Origin of the sequence: Terrabacter lapilli, from assembly GCF_039531305.1 — a bacterium.
Lineage (GTDB): Bacteria > Actinomycetota > Actinomycetes > Actinomycetales > Dermatophilaceae > Terrabacter > Terrabacter lapilli.
This window is the reverse complement of record NZ_BAAAPU010000009.1, coordinates 345,503-368,062: the sequence shown is the minus strand read 5'-3', so window position 1 is coordinate 368,062 and position 22,560 is coordinate 345,503. Positions and strand designations below refer to the sequence as shown.

18 protein-coding genes are annotated in these 22,560 nt (G+C 72.9%); 11 read left to right on the top strand and 7 right to left on the bottom strand.

The window, feature by feature from the left end:
- Nucleotides 1-10 precede the first annotated feature (10 nt).
- Genes ABD241_RS16605 through ABD241_RS16595 form a run of 3 tightly spaced genes read right to left on the bottom strand, consistent with a single transcriptional unit; the run spans nucleotide 11 to nucleotide 3,841 of the window.
- Entirely contained in the window at nucleotides 11-2,272 is a 2,262-nt protein-coding gene (locus ABD241_RS16605) for a hypothetical protein (RefSeq protein WP_344065119.1), read from the bottom strand.
- Between the two features lie 57 nt (nucleotides 2,273-2,329).
- The gene (locus ABD241_RS16600) at nucleotides 2,330-2,977 is read right to left on the bottom strand and encodes a CoA transferase subunit B (protein WP_344065116.1); all 648 of its coding nucleotides are present in this window, start codon (nucleotides 2,975-2,977) and stop codon (nucleotides 2,330-2,332) included.
- A gap of 3 nt (nucleotides 2,978-2,980) precedes the next feature.
- A complete protein-coding gene (locus ABD241_RS16595) occupies nucleotides 2,981-3,841 on the bottom strand; it encodes a CoA transferase subunit A (RefSeq protein WP_344065113.1) in 861 nt (286 codons plus the stop codon).
- A gap of 240 nt (nucleotides 3,842-4,081) precedes the next feature.
- Between ABD241_RS16595 and ABD241_RS16590 the strand changes: the two genes are divergently transcribed.
- Nucleotides 4,082-5,986 carry a peptidoglycan-binding domain-containing protein gene (locus ABD241_RS16590; protein WP_344065110.1) on the top strand — a complete coding sequence of 635 codons (1,905 nt, stop codon included), beginning with the start codon at nucleotides 4,082-4,084 and terminating at the stop codon, nucleotides 5,984-5,986.
- Between the two features lie 12 nt (nucleotides 5,987-5,998).
- Here ABD241_RS16590 and ABD241_RS16585 read toward each other — a convergent pair whose 3' ends face one another.
- A complete protein-coding gene (locus ABD241_RS16585) occupies nucleotides 5,999-6,730 on the bottom strand; it encodes a TIGR03089 family protein (protein WP_344065107.1) in 732 nt (243 codons plus the stop codon).
- Nucleotides 6,731-6,890: 160 nt separating this feature from the next.
- Between ABD241_RS16585 and ABD241_RS16580 the strand changes: the two genes are divergently transcribed.
- Nucleotides 6,891-9,104 carry a glycosyltransferase gene (locus tag ABD241_RS16580; protein WP_344065104.1) on the top strand — a complete coding sequence of 738 codons (2,214 nt, stop codon included), beginning with the start codon at nucleotides 6,891-6,893 and terminating at the stop codon, nucleotides 9,102-9,104.
- A 33-nt stretch (nucleotides 9,105-9,137) separates the two neighbouring features.
- Nucleotides 9,138-10,127, top strand: coding sequence for a lysylphosphatidylglycerol synthase domain-containing protein (locus tag ABD241_RS16575; protein WP_344065100.1), 990 nt, complete (start codon nucleotides 9,138-9,140; stop codon nucleotides 10,125-10,127).
- 71 nt (nucleotides 10,128-10,198) lie between these two features.
- Here ABD241_RS16575 and ABD241_RS16570 read toward each other — a convergent pair whose 3' ends face one another.
- Together ABD241_RS16570 and ABD241_RS16565 are read right to left on the bottom strand one after the other, a co-directional pair.
- The gene (locus ABD241_RS16570; protein WP_344065097.1) at nucleotides 10,199-10,645 is read right to left on the bottom strand and encodes a nitroreductase family deazaflavin-dependent oxidoreductase; all 447 of its coding nucleotides are present in this window, start codon (nucleotides 10,643-10,645) and stop codon (nucleotides 10,199-10,201) included.
- Nucleotides 10,646-10,756: 111 nt separating this feature from the next.
- A complete protein-coding gene (locus ABD241_RS16565; protein ID WP_344065094.1) occupies nucleotides 10,757-11,500 on the bottom strand; it encodes a DUF3105 domain-containing protein in 744 nt (247 codons plus the stop codon).
- 147 nt (nucleotides 11,501-11,647) lie between these two features.
- On the opposite strand from ABD241_RS16565, the gene ABD241_RS16560 reads away from it, so the two are divergent.
- Nucleotides 11,648-12,574 carry a DNA-3-methyladenine glycosylase family protein gene (locus ABD241_RS16560; protein ID WP_344065092.1) on the top strand — a complete coding sequence of 309 codons (927 nt, stop codon included), beginning with the start codon at nucleotides 11,648-11,650 and terminating at the stop codon, nucleotides 12,572-12,574.
- Nucleotides 12,575-12,738: 164 nt separating this feature from the next.
- On the opposite strand, the gene ABD241_RS16555 is transcribed toward ABD241_RS16560, so the two are convergent.
- Nucleotides 12,739-17,241, bottom strand: coding sequence for an FtsK/SpoIIIE domain-containing protein (locus ABD241_RS16555; RefSeq protein ID WP_344065089.1), 4,503 nt, complete (start codon nucleotides 17,239-17,241; stop codon nucleotides 12,739-12,741).
- Nucleotides 17,242-17,582: 341 nt separating this feature from the next.
- On the opposite strand from ABD241_RS16555, the gene ABD241_RS16550 reads away from it, so the two are divergent.
- The 7 genes from ABD241_RS16550 to ABD241_RS16520 all read left to right on the top strand — a co-directional run bounded on the left by ABD241_RS16550 (nucleotide 17,583) and on the right by ABD241_RS16520 (nucleotide 22,461).
- Nucleotides 17,583-18,821 carry a TadA family conjugal transfer-associated ATPase gene (locus tag ABD241_RS16550; protein WP_344065086.1) on the top strand — a complete coding sequence of 413 codons (1,239 nt, stop codon included), beginning with the start codon at nucleotides 17,583-17,585 and terminating at the stop codon, nucleotides 18,819-18,821.
- Nucleotides 18,818-19,687, top strand: a complete 870-nt coding sequence (locus ABD241_RS16545) for a type II secretion system F family protein (protein WP_344065083.1) — start codon at nucleotides 18,818-18,820, stop codon at nucleotides 19,685-19,687. The genes ABD241_RS16550 and ABD241_RS16545 overlap by 4 nt, the downstream gene beginning before the upstream one ends.
- Entirely contained in the window at nucleotides 19,684-20,649 is a 966-nt protein-coding gene (locus ABD241_RS16540; protein WP_344065080.1) for a type II secretion system F family protein, read from the top strand. The genes ABD241_RS16545 and ABD241_RS16540 overlap by 4 nt, the downstream gene beginning before the upstream one ends.
- 51 nt (nucleotides 20,650-20,700) lie before the next feature.
- On the top strand, nucleotides 20,701-20,916 hold the full coding sequence (locus ABD241_RS16535; protein WP_344065077.1) for a hypothetical protein: 216 nt from the start codon (nucleotides 20,701-20,703) through the stop codon (nucleotides 20,914-20,916).
- Between the two features lie 185 nt (nucleotides 20,917-21,101).
- Nucleotides 21,102-21,476 (top strand): TadE family protein, encoded by a 375-nt coding sequence (locus ABD241_RS16530; protein ID WP_344065339.1) that lies wholly within the window; start codon nucleotides 21,102-21,104, stop codon nucleotides 21,474-21,476.
- Nucleotides 21,473-21,955, top strand: a complete 483-nt coding sequence (locus tag ABD241_RS16525; RefSeq protein WP_344065073.1) for a pilus assembly protein — start codon at nucleotides 21,473-21,475, stop codon at nucleotides 21,953-21,955. Before ABD241_RS16530 ends, ABD241_RS16525 begins: the two co-directional genes overlap by 4 nt.
- A 23-nt stretch (nucleotides 21,956-21,978) precedes the next feature.
- Nucleotides 21,979-22,461, top strand: coding sequence for a pilus assembly protein TadG-related protein (locus ABD241_RS16520; RefSeq protein WP_344065070.1), 483 nt, complete (start codon nucleotides 21,979-21,981; stop codon nucleotides 22,459-22,461).
- Nucleotides 22,462-22,560 lie beyond the last annotated feature (99 nt).

Genomic DNA, 22,560 nt, shown 5'->3' with positions numbered 1-22,560 from the left:
TGACGACGGCTCAGCGCAGCCTGTAGACCGAGACCGTCCCCGACTCGAAGACCTTGTCCGTGACGGCGGCGAGGTCGGGTGAGACCGGACCGGCGGAGGTGTCGGCAACCAGCCAACGGACTCCCCGGGCGCGGACGGCCCCGAGAGTGCTCGCGTCGGGTTGCGTGAAGGCCGCCTGGTTCAGCGCGTACAGGGCCAGGTCGTGGTAGGCGCCCTTGGCGACCCCGGGCAGGTAGGCCCAGCCCTCCAGCAGCACGCGCCTGCCTCCGAGCCCTGAGATCCACCACTCGCGGGCGTCGCAACTGGTGTCGGTGCCGGTGCCCCAGAGGCAGTGGTCGTTGGTGGCCATGACGTCGTAGAGCGGTACGTTCCGGTCGATCCAGGCCGCCGCCTGGCTCAGTGACCTCAGCTGCGGGTCCGAGGAGCTGGGCTCGTGGTCGCGGGGCTCCCCCAGACCCCACAGGCCGGTCACGAGGAGGGGGCCGACGACGACACCGGCTGCGGCCGGCAGGAGCCAGTCCCTCCCGGGTCGGCGGAGCACGCGGGCGGCGGCGAGCAGGGACAGGACGACCAGGACGTAGAGGCCGACCTGGAGCGTGAACGCCCACAGCTGGGCCGACTGTGCGGCCTGGTCGGCCGGCGCGGGCCTCCTGTGCACCACGACGGCCGCGATCGACGACAGGACCCCCATGACCCCGAAGGACGTCGCGGCGGCCCGCGCACGGGTTCTGGAGTCTCCCACGAGCTCGCCGATGCTCCAGGCCCACAGGGCGGAGCCGACGGGTACCGCCCCGTAGAGGAAGTAGAACTCGCTGTAGCCGGGGTGCGCGATGGCGAGGAACGGGACGAACGACGTCAGGCACATGCCGGCCGTCAACCAGGCTGCGAGGTCGCTCCGCAGGCTCCGCTGGAAGAAGGGGAGGACCCCCGACAACAACCGCACGAAGCTGAGCAGGACGACCATCAGGAGCGCCACCAGCAGGACGGGCCCTATCCCGGGAGTGTGCAGCAGGTCCCGCACGACCGGCGTGGAGACGTCAGGGTCCGGGGTGACCACCTGACGGAAGAACGGGAACAGCGAGAGGGCGGAGAACAGGTGCAGCCTCGAGCCCCCGTCGCCGCCGGCCACGACGGGATAGGCGGCCGCGGTCAGAGCCGCGCCCACCACGCCGATGCCCAGGACCAGCAGGCGGTTGCGCCGCAGCACGAGCGCAGCGACGAAGGCCACCCCCACGCCACCGAGGACGACAGGCAGGGCCGAGCTCTTGCTCCCGCTCGTCGCCAGGGCGGCCAGAAGCGCCATGGCGATCGTCCCGCGCCCCGGCCGCCCCGTCGCGCGCACGAGGTCGGCGAGGGTGATGACGAGCAGCAGCGCAAGAGCGCTCGAGAACACCTGCGACGGCGACAGCGGGCTCAGGTGGTCGAGTGCGTCGACGGTGCCCGGCCAGAAGGTGTAGCTGACCGTGGGGATCACGAGCCAGCCGGCCAGGGCGCCGACCCAGGGGCGACCCGACATGCGCTGGGCGAGAACGGCGGTGAGGAGCACGACGAGCACCAGGACGGGCACGATCCAGAGGCGCAGGAGCACGACTGCCGCGTCGGTCCCCGTCATCAGGGAGTCGGCTGCGATGTGGGCATCGGAGAACCAGTGGTAGCGCAGCACGCCGTCGGCCGTGGACTGCGGCGTGAGAAGTGGTACCGACCGGGTGGCCTCGTGGACGAGTCCCAGGTGCCACAGCAGGTCCGGGTAGTAGGACGCGCCCGAGGGCGGCAGCGGGTAGCGGGCCAGGTAGCCGCCGTAGGTGAGCAGCACCATGAGGGCACAGGCGGCGCCCAGCGCGATGACCGGCCAGTGCCCCCACGACTGCGTGGGCCGCGCCAGGAGCCTGCCGCGGGCCGTGCGATCGAGCAGGAGGAGAAGCGTGAGCAGGGGCCAGGCCCACAGTGCCCGCTGGAGGTGCACGCTCGTGAACGCTGCCCACGCCATCAGCTCGAGAACCAGGCCCGTCGCGGCACCCAGCGCCAGGTCGGCCACCCACGACGGCTGGACGCCGCGCAGGAGCCGGTGCACGAGGGTGCCGGGCAGGAGGAGGCCGAGGACCAGGTAGGCGAGCTGCTTCAGCAGGTCCAGGACGGCCACCTGGCCGGCGAGCGCCACGAGCACGGCGATGCCGAGGACCACCACGGGGGTGGCGACGGCGACGGCCATGGCCCGGCGGCGCGGAACGACCTCGTCACCGGTCACGCCGGCCGGTGCGAGGGGAAGGGCCATGTGGTGGAGGCTAGATGAGCGTCCTGAGCCCCCGTTGCACCGCGCCGCCGGTCGGGCTCAGCTCACGCTGGACAGGTCCACGTGCAGCTCCGGCTCGGTGCGCTCGCGCACCTCCTCGACCGTCACGCCGGGCGCGAGCTCGCGCAGCACGAGACCGTCGGCCGTGACGTCGAGGACGCACAGGTCGGTGATGATGCGCTGCACCACGCCGCGTCCGGTGTAGGGCAGCGAGCACTCCTTGACGATCTTGTAGGACCCGTCCCGGGCGTTGTGCTCCATGAGCACGATGACCTTCTTCGCACCGTGCACGAGGTCCATGGCGCCGCCCATGCCCTTGACCATCTTGCCGGGGATCATCCAGTTGGCGATGTCGCCGCCCTGCGAGACCTGCATCGCGCCGAGGATCGCGGCGTCGACCTTGCCACCGCGGATCATCCCGAAGCTCGTCGCGGAGTCGAAGAACGCCGCGCCCTTGCGCAGGGTCACGGTCTCCTTGCCGGCGTTGATGAGGTCGGGGTCCTCGTCTCCGTCGAAGGGGTAGGCGCCGACGCCGAGGATGCCGTTCTCGGACTGCAGGACGATCTCGACGTCGTCCGGGACATAGTTCGGCACGAGGGTCGGAAGCCCGATGCCGAGGTTCACGTAGGCGCCGTCGGACAGCTCGGCCGCGGCGCGCGCGGCCATCTGCTCACGGGTCAGGGCCATGGCTCAGGCCTCCTTGCTGTCGGTCGCGGGGGTCTCGCTGCCGGCTCCGGCGCCGGGTCCGACCTCCGAGGCGGTGGTCGTGGCGGGGCTGTCGGGTCGTGGACGAACGGTCCGACGCTCGATCCGCTTGTCGGCCGCGTGCTCCGGGGTGAGGGGGAGCACGCGCTGGACGAAGATCCCGGGCAGGTGGATCTCGTCGGGGTCGAGCTCACCCGGCTCGACCAGCTGCTCGACCTCGGCGACGGTGATGCGCCCGGCCATCGCGCACAGCGGGTTGAAGTTGCGAGCCGACTGGTTGAAGACGAGGTTGCCGTGCCGGTCGCCCTTGGCGGCACGCACGAGCCCGAAGTCGGTCGTGATGGCCTGCTCGAGGACGAAGGTCTTCGTCTCGCCCATCCACTCGAAGTCCTGCGTGTGCTTGGCCGGGGAGGCCACGGCGATGTTGCCGGCGTCGTCGTAGCGCCAGGGCAGGCCCCCCTCGGCGATCTGGGTGCCGACGCCCGTCATGGTGAAGAAGGCGGCGATGCCCGATCCGCCGGCGCGCAGTCGCTCGGCCAGCGTGCCCTGCGGCGTCAGCTCGACCTCGAGCTCGCCCGAGAGGTACTGCCGCTCGAACTCCTTGTTCTCACCGACGTAGGAGCTGACCATGCGGCGGATCCGCTTGTCGCGCAGCAGGATCCCGAGCCCCCAGTCGTCGACGCCGCAGTTGTTGGAGACGGCCTCGAGGTCGCTGGTGCCGGCGTCGTGGATCGCCGCGATGAGGACCGAGGGGATGCCGCAGAGGCCGAAACCGCCGACCGAGAGCGACATTCCGTCGCGGATCCCGGCGATGGCCTCCTGGGGTGTGGAGACGACTTTGTCCATGGGGCGGACTCTATCCGCGCCGTGGGGCCGCCGGGCCGTGGGGTGAGCCCACAGGACCGGTGGACCTGTGGTCCCCGCCCACGTATGCCATCCGGCCCGTCCGGAAAGTACAGATCTGTAATTCCCGTGAGGCTGTTGTGATGGATGTGACAGCAGTGCATAAATGGGGTGGAAGTAACCCGTTGTCCCGGCCGGGGAACCCGCCCGTCCACTCGCCCCACCCCTGACAAGAGGTCCGCCATGGCACTGCGCCGCCGCCACCTGGGGCTCGCCCTCGCGCTACCGGCTCTCGCCGTGCCGGCCGTCGTGTCGCCGGCGGCCGCGGCCCAGGCACCTCCGACGCGTCCGCTGCCGGGCGGGCTCGACGCGTACGTGCCCTATCAGGGGCAGTCGGTGTGCGACCCGAGGCCGCGGCCCGGGGTGCTCGCGTTCGCGCGTCTCATGATCTCCCACTACCGCATGGGGTCCACGGCGCTGATGGGCCGCACCTGCGGCAGCGACGTCTCCGAGCACTACGACGGGCGCGCCTGGGACTGGATGCTGAACGTGAACGACCCGGCGCAGGAGGCCGTCGCGCAGTCGGTGCTGGCGTGGCTGACCGGCCCGGACAAGAACGGCGTCCAGGGAGCGATGGCCCGCCGCTTCGGGATCATGTACATCATCCACAACCGGAAGATGTGGCGCTCGTACGCGACGGAGCGGGGCTGGGCGCCCTACTACGGCTCGTCGCCCCACACCGACCACATCCACTTCAGCTTCAACTTCGACGGAGCGGCCGGCCGCACCTCATGGTGGACCGGCGTCCCGACCACGACGTACCTGACCTCGCTGCCGGCGGCCGACCCGAGCCAGCCGAGCCAGCCGCGCACGCCGGCGCCTGCCACGTCGGCGGGCACGCCGCCGGCCGTCCTCTCCTTCGGGATGCGCTCGGAGGCGGTGCGCCAGCTGCAGGCCAGGCTGGGCAACCTGCCGACCACCGGCTACTACTACGACCACACCAGGGCCCGGGTCGCGGAGTACCAGTCGTTCGTGGGGCTGCCGCGCACGGGCGTCGCGGACCTGCGCACGCAGGAGGTGCTCGCGACGCGGGGGTGGCGCAGCACCACGGCCGCCTACCCGACCCTCCGCGCCGGCATGACCTCGAACGCCGTCAGGGCCCTGCAGGCCAAGCTCGGGTCGGTGCCGACCACCGGCTTCTACGGCAGCCTGACGCAGGCTCGGGTGACGGCCTACCAGAGGTTCGTGGGTCTGCCCCAGACCGGCGTCGCCGACCCCGTCACCCAGGCCCGGCTGTGGGTCCGGGGCTGGAGCGGCTCCTCGGCGACCGCCGCCGTGAGCACCCATCCGACGCTCCGGCCGGGCACCACCTCCACGGCCGTCAGGACGCTGCAGGCCAGGCTGGGGTCGTTGCCGACCACGGGCTTCTACGGCCCCCTGACGCTGGCCCGGGTGACGGCCTACCAGCGTTTCGTGGGGCTGCCGCAGACCGGCATCGCGGACTCACGGACGCAGCAGGCGCTCTTCACCCGCGGCTGGACCGCGCGCGCTGCGACCGCCTCGCCGGCCGCGCTGGTGGGCACGCCCGTCACGCCGAGCACACCGACCGCCATCACGGCAGACCTGCGAACGACCTCCAGCGGGAAGGACCTCGCCATGACCACCTACGCGAGCGCGTCGGCACGGACCAGTGCCGGAGTCGCGCGGGTCGACGTCGCCACGAGCTACACGCCCTACAAGAGCCTCACCATCGCCATGGGCTCGCGCGGCGCGGCCGTCCGGGCGCTGCAGCGCGCCCTCGGTGGCGTGGCCGTCGACGGCGTCTTCGGCACCGTCACCCGCGACAAGGTCGTCCTGCTGCAGCGGTCCCTCGCGCAGCCCCAGACCGGGGTCGTGACGCCGGAGCTGTGGGACGTGCTCGAGGCCCGCGACTTCCCGTTCGTGGCCGACCGGTCCACGGTCCTGCGCGCCGGTGACACCGGGCCGCAGGTCCTCGCCGTGCAGCGCCTGCTCGGCGTCCGGCAGACGGGGATCTTCGACCTCGCCACGCGCGAGGCCGTCAAGGCCGCCCAGGCCCGCGCCGGGCTCGCGAGCACCGGTGTCGTCGCCTCGCGCACCTGGACGTTGTTCGACCGCCTCTCGGCGTGATCCGCTGACCCCTCAGGCCATCCGCCGGGCGTCGGCAGTGACGCCCTCGGAGGCGAAGCGGTCCTGCAGGTCGGCCCGCCCTCCGCGTACGAGCACCACCGAGCCGTCGGCCGCCCAGGCGGCGAGCGCGTCGCGCAGCACCCTGTCGAGCGGGCCGTCGAGCGCGACCCGCGGGGAGCCGCCCCAGCCGTCCACGGCCACGACGACATCGCCGTATGCCGTGTCGTGGCCGTCGACGGCCAGCGCGACGTCGCCGGCCTCCGGGTCGGACATCGGCGAGAACCGGTCGCCGTGCGTCGACAGCTCACGTGCCTCGTCGACCGCTCCCGGCGCCGCACCGGCCTGGGGGTGGCTGCGGGCCAGAGCCGGCAGCGAGACGAGGACGGCGTCGCCGCCGTGGTCCGCTGCGGCTGCCGGGGAGTCGGTGACCAGGACATCGGCCTCGCGCGCGCCGTCGCCGACGACCACGGTCGCCCCCACCGACCAGGTCGCCAGGGCCCAGTAGAGGGCTCGCCAGTGCGCCGGCAGGTCGATGCCGACCGTGGTCCCGGGTCCGGCGTCGGCGTCGTCCTGCAGCAGGTTCGCGGCCTTGGCCACCCAGTTGGCCAGCACGCGGGCGCTCAGCTCGATGCGCTCACCGGACGTGGGACCCGGCTCGTCGTCGTACCACGTGAGTCGCGGCCGTCCCGGGTCGGAGGCGACCATCCGCCCGAGCACGTCAGGGGGCAGCAGGGGCTGGGTCATCGGGTCCTTCCCGTCGGTCGGCGGTCCGTCGGCCGCCGGTGGTCCCATGATGCCGTCTCCTGGTCCGTCACCCGGACCGCGCCCCTCGCCACCGACCGTCCGACACGCGAGCCCGGACGTCGAGGCCGAGAGGATCCGCTGGAACTAGAGTCGGAGCACCATGACGGACGCGTTGCCACACGACTCGCAGGTGCCGATCGCCGCTCCCTCCCACGACGCGGACGCCGCACTGGGCCACGCCGTCGCCGACGAGACCCCGCTGGCGGGTTCTGCGGCGCTGCGCATCGCCGTCGTGGGACCGGCGCACCCCGACGACGGACCCGCGGCCGCGCACGCGACGATGCTCGCCCACCACCTTGCCGACGCCGGGCACGAGGTCACGCTGCTGTCGTGGGCGCACGCCTCGCGCCCGCGCGAGGAGGCCGAGCCGGGCCCGGGTGCACGCCTTGGGGTGCCCCCCTTCCCGCGCACGATCCGGGCGCTGAACCGGGCGCGACCTGACAGCTGGCTCCGGGCCGGGCGCCGGCTGCGGGACGTCGACGCCATCCTCGTGCTCCACGTCGACCCCGGCCTCGCGCCGGGCCACGTCGCGCTGCTGCGGGCTGCCGGGGCGGTGCCGGGCGGCGCCGGCCCACGTCCGCAGTCCGTCGTCGTGTGCCTCGGTGAGCTGCCCGTCCACGGTCGCGCCCTCGACGGGCGGCTGGTGTCCGTGCTGCTCTCCCGTGTCGACTCGGTGCTCGTGCACGACGACGGCCAGCGGGCGCGCGCCCTCGGGCTGGGCGCCGCGCACGTCTCCGTCGCCGCCCTCCCGACCGGCCCGGATGACCTCGCGCTGCCACGCGCCTCGCGCCCGGGCCCGACCCGGCTGCTTGCCCTCGGACGCATCGAGGGCGTGGAGGACGTCGCCGTCCTCCTGCGCGCCATGGCGTCGGTGCCCGACATCACGCTGACGATCGCCGCAGACCTGGCCGGACGCGAGCGCGAGCTCGTCCACCGGCTGGCCGCCGACCCGGCGGTGACCGGACGGGTCGCGCTCCGCGACGGCCACGTGCCCGCCGATGCGCTGGCGGCGCTGCTCGCCGGCCACGACGTCCTGGCCCTGCCATTCCGGTCCCCAGCCGCCACGCGAGACGTGCTCCTCGGGCATGCGCACGGTCTTCCCGTGCTCGCGCCCGATGTCCCGCCCATCTCGGCGCAGGTGACCGACGGTGTCGACGGGCTGCTCGTCCCGGCGGACGACGAGGACGCGCTCGCCGCAGTGTTGCGTCGGCTCGGTGACCCGGAGGTGCGACGACGGCTGGCCGACGGCGTGCACACGCCCGACCTCTCGGGGCCCTGGGCGCACTACCTCGGCGCCATCGAGGCGCTGTCGGTCGACGAGAACGCGCTGCTCGGCGGGGGCGGAGACCTGTCTGCCGAGACCCCGGACGACGAGACCCTGGAGGGCGAGACGGGACCGACGGGCGGCGGCGCGGACGCCGGTGAGTTGCTGCACGACCCCGTGAGGGTCTCCCCGGACGGTGTCCGGGCGTCCCTCCAGGGCGCCGCGCGTGGCCGGCTGCGGCAGGCTCGCGGGACCGTCGGTGCACGCGTTCGCGGCACGGCCGACCTCGTCACGAGCACGGCCGCGGGACGTGCCGTCGTCGCGGCCGGGAGCCAGGTGGCCGGTCGCGTCGCTGGCCGGGCCCGGCGCAGCGTCGCACGCGCAGTGGCGAGCAGGCGGCCGCTCGTCACCCTGCGCCCGGACGACCTTCCCGACTGGGTCCTTGCGACCGACGTGCTGGGTGAGCCGGAGCAGGCCGACGACGCGCGCCGACTCTCGCGCATCCTCGGCCTGCCCCGCTCGCTCGACAGCGTCTCGGCGTGGGCGGCGCTGGGCACGCTCGCAGCCGTCCTGCGCGTGCGCGACGACGGCAGGCGCAGTGCCGTCATCGTCGACGAGGGGGGTTCGCGCTCCCTGCTCTCGCGGTGGGCCCGCGCCGTGGGCTTCGCCCCGGTCGAGATCGACTTCACCGGAGAGCACCCGAGCGTCGCGGCGCTCGACGTCGACGCCGGCTCGCTCGACGTCATCGTGCGCATCCACCCGCACGGGTGCGACGGCGACGACGTCGACCACGTGCTCGAGCAGGCGTCTTGGGCGCTGCGCTCCGGCGGACTGCTCGTCGTCACCGTCCCCGTCGGACCGCGAGCTGCCGAGGGCGCCGTCGGCCCGGCCGACGTCAGGGGTGTGCTGGCTCGTGCGCACGACCTCGGGTTCGTGCTGGTCGGGGACCTCGACGGCGACGTCAACGCGCGTATGCGGGAGGCAGCCTCGCGCGCCCGCGCCGACGACGCGGCATACGCCCTCGTGCGCCTCACCCTGCGGCGGCGCTGAGCACCCCCGCGAGGCTGCGATGATGGTGGGGACATGAAGCGCTCACAGATCCTCACCGTCCTCCGCGTGGGCATCGCGCTCATCACGCTCGCCGCCGTCGGCTACGCCGTGGCCCGCAACTGGGCCGACATGTCGGTGCAGCTCGGCAAGATCTCGTGGTCCACCTTCCTGTGGTCCACGCTGGCCGCGGCCGTCGGGACGTGGCTGACGATGATCGGGTGGAGGACGCTGCTACGCGACCTCGGCTCCGACCTGCACGTGGCCCCGGCGTCCGGCGTGTACTTCGTCGGGCAGCTCGGGAAGTACCTCCCGGGCTCGCTCTGGTCGGTGCTGGTGCAGGCCGACATCGGCAGCCACCTGAGGGTGCCGCGGCGCCGCACGGCGGTCACGGGCCTGCTCGCCCTGGGGCTGTCCCTGCTGACCGGTCTGCTCGTGGGGCTCCCCGCCGCCTCGTTCCTGCTCACGCGCGACTCGGACGGCTTCGACTGGTGGCTGCTGCTCGGGCTGCCGATCCTCGTCGTGCTGTGCGTGCCCCGGCTGCTCAACGCGATCATCGACCGGGGGCTGCGCCTGCTCAAGCGCCGCCCGCTCGAGCAGCAGCTCTCGGGCGGGGCGGTGCTGCGCGCCGTCGGGACCTTCGTCCTGGTGTGGCTGGCCTTCGGCGTCCACACGCTCCTGCTGGCCCGCGCGGTGGCCCCGAACGGGGTTCCCCACCCGGACCTCACGACGGCGGCGATGACCGGCTACGCCCTGTCGGTGTCGCTCGGCATGCTGACAGTCGTCCTGCCCGCGGGCCTGGGCGCCCGCGAGGGGCTCCTCACGCTGGTGCTCGCCACGGCGATCCCCACGCCGGCCGCGGCGGCCGTCGCCATCATGTCCCGCTTCATCGTCACGGTCGTCGACGTGGTGTGCGCAGGCGGCGGCTGGCTCTATGCCCGCTCGCACCACCTCGTCAGCGAGCGGCAGGCCGCCGGAGAGGCCGCCGGCGAGGCCGATCTCAGCGAGGCCGACCTGCGCGGCTGACGTGCGGTGCTGACGTGCGGTGCTGACGTGCGGTGCCGACGTGCGGGGCGGCGGGCACACCCCGGTCGGCGTCAGGCGGTCGCGTCGCGGCGCTCGAGGACGAAGACCGGGATGAGCCTGTCCGTCTTCGTCTGGTACTCGGCATAGGACGGGAACGCGGCGACGCAGCGCTCCCACCACTGCCGGCGCTCCTCGCCCTCGAGCTCGCGCGCGTGCACGGGGAAGGTCTCCGTGCCGGCCTGCAGCTCGATGTCGGGGTGCGCGAGGAGGTTGTGGTACCACTGCGGGTGCGCCGGGGCACCGCCTTGGCTGGCCACCGCCGCGAACGAGCCCTCGTGCTCGACGCGCATGAGCGGGACCTTGCGGATCGCGCCGCTCTTGGCCCCGCGCATCGTCAGCAGGACGACGGGCAGGCCCATGATGTCGACGGAGTCGGTCGTGCCGGTGCGCTCGATCGTCTCGACCTGGTCGCGCACCCACTGGCTGGGACTGGGGACGTACTCACCGATGATGGCCATTCCCGCAGGCTAACCCGGCGCGACGCTGTTGACCCCCGGGGGTCCAGTGGGTCCACCGGGGGCCGATCGCGTGCGCCGCGTCGGGGTCGCGCGCCGGGGTGACGCGCTGGGTCAGGCCGCGCCCGGCTCGGGCGCCGAGCTCCACGGGAACTTCTTGACGAAGTCCTCGACCACGGTCGTGCTGAGGCCGCCGCAGAGCTGGCGGTGGCCCGTCTGCTTGCCGACCTTGCCGGTGCTCTGGTCCACGTCCGCGGCCCAGTGCGACAACGCGTACTTCTTGCCGGCCGGGAAGCTGCCGTAGGCCGGGTTCCACGGCACGATGAGGAACTTGTTGGCCGACTCCTTCATGGCGTTGACCTTGGTGGCGAGCGCCTGGAAGGCCGCCGCCTGCTCCTTCTCGACGGAGCGGTCGTACCAGAGGATCGTGTAGCCGTGCTCGAGGTTGTGCACGAGCGTCTCGACGGCGGGCACGTCCGCGACGGTGTAGACCCGGCGCGAGTCGACGGCCGGCACCGCGAAGTGCTTGCCGCTCGACGGGGGGACCGTGGAGTACTGGATCTTGGTGACGCCCGGCTGGTTGGTGCCGGGGCCGACGTGGTCGCTGCTGCCGCTGGCCGGGTCGTTGGTGATGGGGTCGCACGCGGCGGCGGTGGCGTCCCCGCTGATGCCGGCGATGGCCTGGTTCTTCTTGTTCTGCTCGCCGACGACGGCCCAGGTGACGGCCGCGGCGATGATGGCGATGACGGCGACGCAGGCGCCGATGACGACGAGGAGGCGGCGGCGTTCTGACCTCTTCTGGGCGGCCTGCATCGCTGCGACGCGCTCGCGGCGGTCTCGGGTCGTCTCGCGGGCCATCGTTCCTCGTTCCTGTCCAGGTGCCGGGTGCCGGGTGGCGGGTCCGGGGCCGGATGCCCGGGCGGGCCGGCCGTGCGTGTGAGTCGCGGTCGCCGTGACGGGGCGGTGACCCGTGCGGCGACGGTGCCGAGTGTAGGCGAGGATGTTGTGGTGCCCGGACCCCTGACCCGACGGTGGCGCAGCGACCGCGAGATCGCGCTGCGGGCCCAGCTCGGCGTCTTCCGCAGGGGCTCGGGAGACCCAACGTCGCGCTTCGGCGTCGACGGGACGGTGACCAGGGCGGCCCAGACACCCGAGGGTGTGGGCACGCTCCACCTGGCCTGCCGGGTGGGGGAGTCCGTGGTGCACGCCCAGGCCTGGGGTCCGGGGGCCCAGTGGCTGCTCGAGTCGGTGCCGGCCCTCCTGGGCGCGTACGACGATCCTTCCGGCTTCGTGACCCACCATGACGTCGTGGCGCAGGCGTGGCGGCGCTTCGCGCACTGGCGGGTGCCGCGCTCGGGCCTGGTCCTCGATGCGCTCGTGCCGGCCGTCATCGAGCAGAAGGTCACGGGCCAGGAGGCCTTCGCCGGCTACCGGAGGCTGGTTCGCCGCTTCGGAACCCCGGCTCCCGGTCCCTTCCCGGGACTCATGGCGCCCCCGACGGCCGCCGGGTGGGCGGCGATCCCGTCCTGGGCGTGGCTGCAGGCCTCCGTCGACGGGGCACGCTCGCAGACCGCCGTCCGGGCCGCGGGGTATGCCGGCCGGCTGGAGGAGGCCGCGTCCCTGTCGCTCGCGGAGGCGCACCGTCGCCTCCGGGCCCTGCCCGGGGTGGGGGTGTGGACCGCGGCTGAGGTCGCGCAGCGAGCCCTGGGTGACCCCGACTCCGTCTCCTTCGGCGACTACCACGTCGCCAAGGACATCGGCTGGGCGCTGACCGGAACGCCTGTCGACGACGAGGGCCTGGCGGAGCTGCTCGAGCCCTACCGCGGCCACCGGTACCGCGTGCAGCAGCTGCTTGGGCTCGCGGGTCAGCGCCGGCCGCGCCGCGGCGCTCGGATGGCACCGCGCACCCACCTGCCGACCCGGGTCCGCTGAGCCGCGCGCGTGCTGGCTCCGGGGTGGCTGGTCCGTGACGGCCAACGGCGCGGCCGACCCGCGGCCTCTGCCACCCAAGGCGGCGGGCTGAGACCTGACCTGTCGGGGCCTGCGAGCGCGGAGGATCCGGCATTGGCGGGAGCACGGGCAGGAGGCCGTCGACGTCAGAGGAGCGTCGCCTGATCTCCTCGTGCCGGACGGGCGTGGGACTGACAGCGCGACGGTCCAGCAGGCATCGCAGGGGTGGAAGACGTGGCAGGCAGGTCGGGGAGAGGGCGCTCGAGATCGAGACGGGCCACCTGGACCGGCACCGCCTGACCATCGACGACGAGATGGCCACGTCCGGGGCGGCGTGCCATCGCTGGGTCCAGCCGCGCGCCGAGCACGTCCCCGTCCGCCGGGATCGTGGCGCCGAGGACGAGCCCGCAGCCGTCGCGGGCGACCTCCGGCACCAGCCCTCGGAAGGCGCTGTTGGCCCGAGCCAGCTCGGCCGCGACCGCGACGAGCCCGTCGGTCTCGCCGACGAGTCGAACGGTCTCCACGAGAGCGGCTTCGACCGGCTTACCTTCGACCACCTCGACGTCATCGACCAGGACGCAGAGGTCAGGATCGCCTCGGCGCAGCTCGATGAGCTCGGTGGCGTCGTCGGGAGCCAGGACGCGGACGCCGCGTGCCCCGGCCCAGGCCGCGAGCGGTGACCGACGCGCGCAGAGCGCGGTGACGTGCCGGCCCTGCCGCACGAGTCGCTCACCCAGCGTCGTCAGGGTGGTCGACCGACCGGACCGCGGGGGACCCGCGACGAGGAACCTGCGGTGCCCCAAGGCCGGGGTCAGCCCCACCGGGCGCGCTTCGTCACCGCCGACGCCGAGGACGAGCCGGTCGCTGTCGCCCTCCTGGTCGTCGCGGTCCCGGTGGTCGATGACCACGTGGGCCGGCAAGGCCTTGATCCGCCAGGGCGTCGACGGTCGCGCCGCAGAGTCCGAAGGTCCGAGGTCGGCCACGCCGGGGTGGCACGCCCCGGGGTCAGACGCCCTGTGGTGGGGGGTGCCACAGCTCGGCTCCGGCGTGGGGCGAGAGCCGGCGCGCTCAACGGCCACGGCAGTGGCGGAGGTCGACGCGTCGGTCCCGGGAACGGCGAGCTGGACGTGGTTCCCCGTCGTCAGGTCGATGGCGCGCCCGGGTATCAGATGCGTCGGAGCCTGGTCCGGAGCGACTCCGGCGAGCGTGAGGTCGAGGGGGTCGGGCATCGCGAGCACGAGCCGACGTTGCAGCAGTCCGGGCAGCCGGCCGGACAGCACGGCGCGCCCTCCGGCGACAACGAACCAGACGCCCGCTGAGGGGCCGTCGCGCAGCAGACGGTGCACGTCGTCGATGCCGGTGCCGTGGTCGGTTGCCGTCAACGACTCCTCGACGGACTCCCAACCGTCCACGAGCACGACCACGGCCCGGGGTCCCTCCACCTGGCCGTCGACCAGCTCCAACAGGCGGGTCAGCAGGCGCCGGGTGAGCCCGGGCTCGGTGGCGTCGGTGACGGTCCCGGCGTGGGGGAGGCCTGCGAGTACGCCGGCCGGGCCTGCGACGCCTTGCACCACGTGGAGGTGGAGCTGGTCAGGCGAGAGCCGGCCGGCCAGGGCGAGCGCAGTCGTGATGAGCGCCGTGGTGCGACCCGAGCGCGGCCCGCCCGCCAGGCCCAGGTGACCGTCCCGCTCGGGCCGCCAGCGCAGAGGAACCTGTCGCTGCTCTCGCGGGAGGTCGACGAGGCCGAGAAGGGCACCCTCGTCGCCGTCCGCCGCCGCGTCCTCCGCCGCCGCACGGTCCGTCGCGCTCGCCAGGTCCGAGGCGGTCAGCAGACTCGGCAACGGCGGCAGCCAGGGCTGGGGTGCGGGCCGGAGGTCGAGGGCCTCCGCGGCTGCGCGTGCCGCCTGGACGACGGTGTGGAGCTCGGTGCATCCCCGACCGCCGATCCTCTCCTCGCGGCAGGTGTCGTCGCCATCGCCTTCCTCGCTGTCGGGTGCGCCCTCGGTGCTGTCCTCCACGCCCCCGGAGCTGTCCTCCACAGGTAGGGCGGCCAGGAGGTCGCGGGCGACGACGCGGATGGCGCTGGGTCCCGGGACCGTTGACGGCAGGCTGGCGCCGAGGTAGGCCGTCTGCACCGTGCGCAACGTGTGGTCGCCGGTCCGCAGGCACGCCCTTCCCGGGGTGCGCGGATCGAGGGTCGCGGCGTCCGCGGAGTCGATGACGTCGTCGCTGTCGGCCCGGTCGCGAACGCGTAGGGCGATGCGCAGGGCGATGTTGGCCCGCATGTCGGCCGTCACGATCCCGGCCGGCCGTTGCGTCGCCAGCACCAGGTGCAGGCCGAGCGACCGGCCCAGGGCGGCGACGCGCACGAGCCCCTCGACGAAGTCGGGGAACTCTTCGGCGAGCGCCTTGAACTCGTCCACCACGATGACCAGCCGGGCCAGAGGAGGCAGGTCACGGCATACGGAAGCGGCGACGCGGTAGCCGTCGAGGTCACGCGCGCCCGCCTGCGCGAGGAGGCGCTCACGACGCTTCATCTCTGCGTCGAGAGAGGTGAGCGCCCGCGAGGTGAGATGGGCGTCGAGGTCCGTGACCAGTCCCACAGTGTGGGGCAGGCGAGCGCACTCGCTGAACGCGGAGCCGCCCTTGTAGTCGACGAGCACGAAGGCGAGCTCGTCGGGAGGGCTGCTGACGGCCAGTCCCGTGACGAGGGTCTGCAGCAGCTCGGACTTGCCCGAGCCGGTGGTACCTCCGACGAGGGCATGGGGACCGTCGGCAGCGAGGTCAACCACGACGGCGCCCTCGACGGCGAGGCCGAGCAGGGCGACGGGCCGGCCCTCGCTTCGCTTCCAGGCGGAGGCGAGGCTGGCGGCCGAGGTCGGATCGTTCCCCGTCGAACGGTGGAGGCTGACGAAGGAGACACGCCCATCGAGGGCGCCGATGCCCTCCTGCGGGGTCGCGTCCACGTAGGGCGCCATCGTGCGGCAGACGGCCTCCAGCGAGCCCGGGGACGGAAGGTCGGGGACGACGCCGCTGAGGACCCGGCCGTCCTCTCGGATGGTGACCTCGAGACGGGTCGCGTCGATCTCGAGCAGGGCCCGGCTCTCCGGCGGGAGGGACACGACGTCACGATCGAGGCAGATGAGAGCCACGCCCGACTGCGGACCCTCCCTCAGCAGCTCGGAAACGCCTGGCAGCGTACGCAGCGCGCTGGGACCGTCCACCAGGACGACGACATCGGGTGCACGGCGCTCGCCGATGACGCCGAGGCCCTCCCGGGCGGTGCGGCGGCTCTCCACGAGCGTGCGCAACGACGCGACGTGTGCGACCACGCTGGCCGCACCCGCGAACACGCGCCCGGTGTGGTCCTCCCGGTCGGCGAGGTGCGGCAGGTGGGCCGCCCACTCCCACTCGCGACCGTGGTCCTCGGTGTCGGCGAGGACGTGCAGGGACAGCGTTCGAGGTGTGTGCCAGGCCGCCAGCTGCACCAGGAGCGCACCAGCCAGTGAGCAGGCGTGCGCGCGGGGGCCCGCAACGCCGACCACCCCTGACCTGCCGACGTCCACGAGGGCCGGCAGCTCGTCCATAAGTGGTCGCGGGTCAGCCGGGCCCTCGGTGTTCACTTCGGCGCTCTGGGTCGCGGTGCCCACCCGAAGGACCAGATGGTCGCTGTCGGTCGGCCTGCGTTCCCAGAGACGGCTGCCTCGCCGGCTCACGAGCGTCTCGACGTGGGCGAGGTCGGGGTGGTCGCTGCGCCGCCTCGACGCGTCGGCGTCCGCCGCCTTCTCGAGCTCTGCCCGGGCCTGTGCCAGCTGCACTGCATGCGACTTGAGCTGCCGTCGGTGGGAGCTCCGACCGGCCCGCCGGTCGCTCCACCACTGCCCGAGCAGCAGGACCGGCGACATGAGGGCGAAGAGCAGCAGGGCGGGTGACGAGAGGACGACGGCCAGAACGCCCGACAGGACCAGCGGCGCCAGGGACGCGAGCAGCGGCAGGCGCCCGTGCTCGGGCCCTCGCGGCGCCTCCGGGAAGGCCACGGTCACCTCGTCCCGAGCCCCGCGCAGGCGTGGTGGGCGGTGGATGAGGACCTCTCCGTCGACGACCTCGTGGTGTCCGCCACGGATGTCGACGGGTCCCACCACGAAGGACGTCGAGCCGATGCGCACGTGCTGGCCCGCGGTGATCATCCCTCCCTGCGCCGGTAGGGCCGACCCCTCGACGCGCGAGCTGTTCGTGGGCTCGAGGTCCCTCAGGTGCAGGCCTTCGGCCGACACGGTCAGGACCGCGTGTGCCCGGGAGACCCCCGGATCCTCGAGTCGGACCTGTGCGGAGGCCGCACGGCCGATGATGTGCTCGCCGCGTCCGAGGACGACCAGGTTGCCCGCCTGGACACCTCCGACCACCCGTAGCTCCACGGCGCCTGCGCCTTGCGGCGGCACCGCGGAGCGGGCATCCTCCTGGACGCGCGCGCCGGCGACGAGAAGTGCGCCGCGCAGGAGCGGCGGCTCGCCGACGACGTCGCGGTCCTCCACGAGCCGGCCGTCGACGTGGAGGTCGTCGGACGCGGCCACACCCGCTGCCACGGCGAGACGAGCACGGAGGTCACCGAACACCGTTCCTGTGGCAGCGTCGATCGTCACATGACGCACGGGCTGATCGGTCCTTCGACGGTCCAGCACCGAAAAGGTCAAGCGCACGGCTCCTCCTCTCGTGAGGCTCCATGAGACCGCCGACTCCGTACGCACCTCCTGCGCCGTGCACAGCTGTGGACGACGCCCGGCGGACGTCGGGCGGGGCGTTACGGTGCGCTCGCCGGCAGAGCCAGGCACCGCATCACACACGGGCAACCGGCTGCCCCAGCAACGGCGCGGCCGGACGGCTGTGGATGGGGCTCGCCGAGCGGATCGGATTCGTCCTACCTTGGACGCGCCAGAACCGGACTATCCGGGCAGGATGTCCGCAAGCAGCTCACAGGGGTCCAGGAAAACGTATGTCGACGCATGAAGCGGTACGCCACGTCGAGGGCGAGGTGCGCGAGCTCATCCGACGCTCGGGGCTCGACCCGTCGACCGACACCAACGCTGTCCGCCGACTCGTGCAGGATGCCGTGCAGGACTACGACCAGCGCTCCCTCCACGGCGGCCTGCCCGCGCTGGGAGACCAGCGACTCGCCGTCCACTCCATCCTTGCGGTCGTCGCCGGCTACGGCCCGCTCCAGCAGTACTTCGACGATCCTGCCGTCGAGGAGATCTGGATCAACGAGCCCTCGAAGGTGTTCGTCGCCCGAGGCGGCATCGCCGAGCTGACACCCACGATCCTGTCGGCCGACGACGTGCGCGACCTCGTCGAGCGGATGCTGAGGTCCAGCGGCCGCCGGGTCGACCTCAGCAGTCCCTTCGTCGACGCGACGCTGGCCGACGGTTCGCGCCTGCATGTCGTCATCCCCGACATCAGCCGCGCCCACTGGCAGGTTAACATCCGCAAGTTTGTCGTCAAGGCTGATCATCTGGACGACCTCGTCCGACTCGGCACGATCCATCGCCAGTCGGCCACGTTCCTCGAGGCCGCCGTCGCCAGCGGCCTCAACGTGCTCGTGGCCGGCGGCACCCAGGCGGGCAAGACGACCTTGCTGAACTGCCTCGCCGCCGCGATCCCTCCGCGCGAGCGGATCGTCACCTGCGAGGAGGTCTTCGAGCTCAAGATCCCGCAGCGCGACGTCGCTGCGATGCAGTGCCGACAGCCCAGTCTCGAGGGCACGGGGGAGGTGCCGCTGCGTCGTCTGGTCAAGGAGGCCCTGCGGATGCGGCCCTCGCGGATCATCGTGGGTGAGGTGCGCCAGGAGGAGAGCCTCGACCTGCTCATCGCCCTCAACAGCGGGGTGCCGGGCATGTGCACGGTGCACGCCAACAGTGCCCGCGAGGCCGTGACGAAGATGTGCACCCTGCCACTGCTGGCGGGGGAGAACGTCTCGAGCCGGTTCGTGGTGCCCACGGTCGCGGCGGCGATCGACATCGTGGTGCACGTCGCGCTGGAGCGCGACGGCCGGCGCCGGGTGCGCGAGATCGTCGCCGTCCCGGGACGGGCCGAGGGCGATGTCATCGAGATCGCCGACCTGTTCGTGACGCGCAACGGGCAGCTTCGCCGGGCCGACGGCTTCCCGCCGCACCGCGAAGCGTTCGAACGCGCCGGCTACGACGTGGCCGCCCTTCTCGCGCAGGGTGACTCATGATCTCGCCGCTGCTCGTCGGCCTGGTCTTCGGCGTCGGCGTCTTCTTCGTCTACTGGTCCTTCTGGCCGCAGCAGCCCGCGCCGAAGAGGGCGGCTCGTGCCGGCTTCATGCTCAACCTGCGCGACCACCTGACACAGGCCGGCTACTCGTCGGTCACCCCGGGCAACGTCATCCTCGGTTCCGTGGTCCTCTTCTCTGTGGCACTGGTGCTCGTGCTCGCCCTCACCCGCGTCCTGCCCATCGCGCTGTGCTTCGCCCTGATGGCAGGAGCCCTCCCGCTGTCGTTGGTGCGGATGCGAGCGCGCAAGCGTCGCAACAAGCTGCGGGACCTGTGGCCGGACGTCGTCGACAACATCACCTCGGGCGTCCGCGCAGGTCTGGCACTGCCGGAGGCGCTGTCGCAGCTGGCCATCCGGGGTCCGGCCGAGCTTCGTCCGGCGTTCGAGGCCTTCGCCGAGGACTACCGCACGACCGGTCGGTTCCAGGACTGCCTCGACCGTCTCAAGGACCGCTTGAGCGATCCCGTCGGTGACCGCATCGTGGAGTCGCTGCGCATCGCCCGCGAGGTGGGCGGCAGCGACCTCGGCAGGCTGCTGCGCACCCTCTCCTCGTTCCTGCGCGAGGATGCCCGCACCCGCTCCGAGCTGGAGACACGCCAGAGCTGGACGGTGAACGCCGCACGACTGGCAGCCGGCGCGCCCTGGGTCATCCTCGGGCTGCTCGCACTCAACGGCAGCTCTCTGACCGCCTACTCCTCACCCACCGGGTGGGTCGTGCTCGCGGTCGGTGCCGCCCTGTGCGCCCTGGCCTACCGCGCCATGGTCTGGATCGGACGCCTTCCCGAGGAAGAGCGGGTGCTGCGATGAGCGGCCCCCTGCGGGACCTCGGAGCCGGCTGGTCCTGGGCCGGAGCCAGTGCAGGCGTACTCCTGCTCGCAGGAGTCGTCCTCGTCGTCGCGGGGCTCCCGGCACGTCGGCGACCCACCCTCGACGACCGGCTGGAGCCGTATCTTCGCGACACCCCTCGACCGTCGACCCTGCTGGCCCGGCCCGCGCCACCGAGGGGCCCTTTCGGCTTCGGTGAGCTCTTCGCGCCGTACGTCGCCCGCCTCGGTCGCGGGGTGGGGGCCGTCTTCGGCGGCGCTCCATCCGTCGCTCGACGGCAGCTGCGGGCGGGCCGGCCCGCCGACATCGAGGCCTTCCGCGCGGAGCAGGTGATGTGGGGCGCGCTCGGCGGCCTCGCCGGCATGGCCTTCACGGCCCTCGTCGCAGCCGCCCAGCGGCGCTTCCCGGTCCCGGTGCTCGTCGTCATGGTGATGGTGGGCGTGCTGGGCGGGATCGCTGCCCGCGACTATGCCCTCAGCCGTTCGGCCGCGCGGCGCGAAGCCCGCATGCTGACCGAGTTCCCCACGGTGGCAGAGCTGCTCGCACTTGCCGTCAGTGCGGGCGAGGGGGCGGTGGGCGCCTTGGAACGCGTTTGCCGACTGTCGCGCGGCGAGCTCTCCGACGAGCTGCGCAGGTGCCTCGCCGACGCCCGTGCCGGTGCCAACCTGCCCACGGCACTGCAGGGCCTGGCCGACCGGACGGGGCTGATGAGCCTCACTCGTTTCGTCGACGGGATCGTCGTCGCGGTCGAGCGCGGCACGCCGCTGGCGGAGGTCCTGCGAGCCCAGGCCCAGGACGTCCGCGAGGACGGCCGACGGACGCTCATGGAAGAGGGTGGCAAGAAGGAGATCTACATGATGGTCCCCATCGTCTTCCTGACCTTGCCCGTGACCGTCCTCTTCGCGCTGTTCCCCGGCCTCAGCTTCCTCCACCTCAAGCTCTGACCCACTCCGACGGGTCCACCACCAGTGCACCACCAACACAGGGAGACAGGAATGAACCGCATCATCATCGGCCAGGCCCGGGCACGAGCGGCGCTCGCTGCGGCTGTGTCCAGTCGCGTGAAAGGACCGCGCGACCGTGGCGACGTCCCGGGCTGGGTCCTCATCACGATCATGACGGCCGGACTCGTCACCGCCCTCTGGGCGCTCGCGGGCCCGCAGCTCGGGCAGCTGTTCAGCGACGCGATCTCGAGCGTCAAGGGCCCGTGAGGCGCCTGGCCCCGGTCGCGCCGGGCCCGGGATCGCTCCTCCTCCGCATCGCCGAACGGTCACGGTCTCGACCACGGGGCGGGGGCGAGGGACACCCGTCGCGACGTGACGGCGTCGCAGGGCGTGCCCCCTCGCCGGCGGCCGACGCGCGCGAGCAGCGCTATCGGGCCGAGTGTGGGTCTGCCATCGCCGAGTTCGTGATGGTGGCCGCCCTGCTTCTCGTGGTCGCGATGGGCGTCTTCCAGCTGGGCCTGGCCCTCTACGTCCGCAACACGCTCATCTCCGCGGCTTCCGAGGGAGCGCGCTACGGAGCCCGTGCGGACGCCGAGCCCGGCGACGGCACGGCGCGCACCCGCGCCCTGGTGACGTCCGCACTGAGCGCCTCGTTCGCCCAGGACGTCACGGCCAGCCGGTCGGTCACTCCCTCCGGGGTGCGCGTCGTGGAGGTGCACGTCTCGGCACCGCTGCCCCTCATCGGCCCGATCGGCCCATCCGGTCGCCTCACGGTGTCGGGCCGGGCCTTCAGCGAGGAGCAGGTCGTGTCCGGAGCCGGCCCGTGAACCCGGCGCGACGGCTGGTCCTACGAGCCACAAGGGGAGGCGGCGCGCACCGGGCCCCGGGGGCCGAGGACGGCCGCGCCATCCTCGAGTTCATCTTCCTCGGGATGCTGCTCCTGCTCCCGCTGACCTACCTTGTCCTCACGGCTGCCCGGCTGCAGGCGGCCTCTTTCTCGGCATCCTTGGCCGGTCGCGAGGCCGGCCGGGCGTTCGTGACGGCGCGGTCCGACGACGAGGGCTTCGCGCGGGCCCGCGCCGCAGCCTCGCTCGCCTTCACCGACTTCGCCTTCGACCGCGCTGCCGAGGTCGCGGTCTCCTGCGACGGCTCGCCTTGCCTGCGCCCCGAGGGCACCGTGACGGCGACGGCCACCATCGCCGTCGCGCTGCCGCTCGTGCCCGACTTCATCGCCGCGCACGTGCCGGCGTCGGTGACGGTCTCCTCGACGCACGTCGCGTCCGTCGACCGGTTCGTGGCGCGATGACACCGACGTATGCCGTGTCCCGCGTGAGGCTCGTCCGCCGGGTGCGCGCCGGGCTGCGTAGACGGCATGCTCCCGAGGAGGGCCAGATCGGCGTGCTGGCCCTCGGGCTGTTCGTGCTGACGACCCTGCTCGTGCTCGGCACGGTCGACGTGACGGCGGCTCAGCTCGCACGCATGCGCCTGCTCGACACGGCCGACTCCGCGGCGCTCGATGCTGCCGACTCGCTCGACGAGAGCTCTGCCTACCAGAACGGGGTCCTCGACAGGCTGGCCCTCACCGACCAGTCCGTATCAAGCGCCGCTGCGGCGCACCTGGCCCGGACGCCGAGGCCACCTGGCATCACCTCGTGGTCGCTTGTGCCCGACACTGGCGCCGAGGGTGGCGACACCGCGGTGGTCACGCTCCAGGGCACGGCCACCCTTCCGATGACGGGCTGGGTGCTCGACTCGCTCGGTAGCAGCGTCACCATCACCGTGACCTCCAGGGCTCGGGCGCCACTCGGTTAGCCGAACCGCGCAAAATCTCCCAAACCGGTCACGCACGCAACGATGTGCCCCTAACCTGCGTCCCGGCGCACCACGCCACCGGAGCACGTCCATGCGCGG

Excerpts from the sequence above, each read along its gene's own strand:
- ABD241_RS16540 (WP_344065080.1), top strand. The coding sequence starts at position 19,684 with ATGAGCGGCCCCCTGCGGGACCTCGGAGCCGGCTGGTCCTGGGCCGGA.
- ABD241_RS16605 (WP_344065119.1), bottom strand. The coding sequence starts at position 2,272 with ATGGCCCTTCCCCTCGCACCGGCCGGCGTGACCGGTGACGAGGTCGTT.
- ABD241_RS16570 (WP_344065097.1), bottom strand. The coding sequence starts at position 10,645 with ATGGCCATCATCGGTGAGTACGTCCCCAGTCCCAGCCAGTGGGTGCGC.
- ABD241_RS16590 (WP_344065110.1), top strand. The coding sequence starts at position 4,082 with ATGGCACTGCGCCGCCGCCACCTGGGGCTCGCCCTCGCGCTACCGGCT.
- ABD241_RS16545 (WP_344065083.1), top strand. The coding sequence starts at position 18,818 with ATGATCTCGCCGCTGCTCGTCGGCCTGGTCTTCGGCGTCGGCGTCTTC.
- ABD241_RS16585 (WP_344065107.1), bottom strand. The coding sequence starts at position 6,730 with ATGACCCAGCCCCTGCTGCCCCCTGACGTGCTCGGGCGGATGGTCGCC.
- ABD241_RS16575 (WP_344065100.1), top strand. The coding sequence starts at position 9,138 with ATGAAGCGCTCACAGATCCTCACCGTCCTCCGCGTGGGCATCGCGCTC.
- ABD241_RS16565 (WP_344065094.1), bottom strand. The coding sequence starts at position 11,500 with ATGGCCCGCGAGACGACCCGAGACCGCCGCGAGCGCGTCGCAGCGATG.
- ABD241_RS16580 (WP_344065104.1), top strand. The coding sequence starts at position 6,891 with ATGACGGACGCGTTGCCACACGACTCGCAGGTGCCGATCGCCGCTCCC.
- ABD241_RS16550 (WP_344065086.1), top strand. The coding sequence starts at position 17,583 with ATGTCGACGCATGAAGCGGTACGCCACGTCGAGGGCGAGGTGCGCGAG.
- ABD241_RS16600 (WP_344065116.1), bottom strand. The coding sequence starts at position 2,977 with ATGGCCCTGACCCGTGAGCAGATGGCCGCGCGCGCCGCGGCCGAGCTG.
- ABD241_RS16595 (WP_344065113.1), bottom strand. The coding sequence starts at position 3,841 with ATGGACAAAGTCGTCTCCACACCCCAGGAGGCCATCGCCGGGATCCGC.
- ABD241_RS16535 (WP_344065077.1), top strand. The coding sequence starts at position 20,701 with ATGAACCGCATCATCATCGGCCAGGCCCGGGCACGAGCGGCGCTCGCT.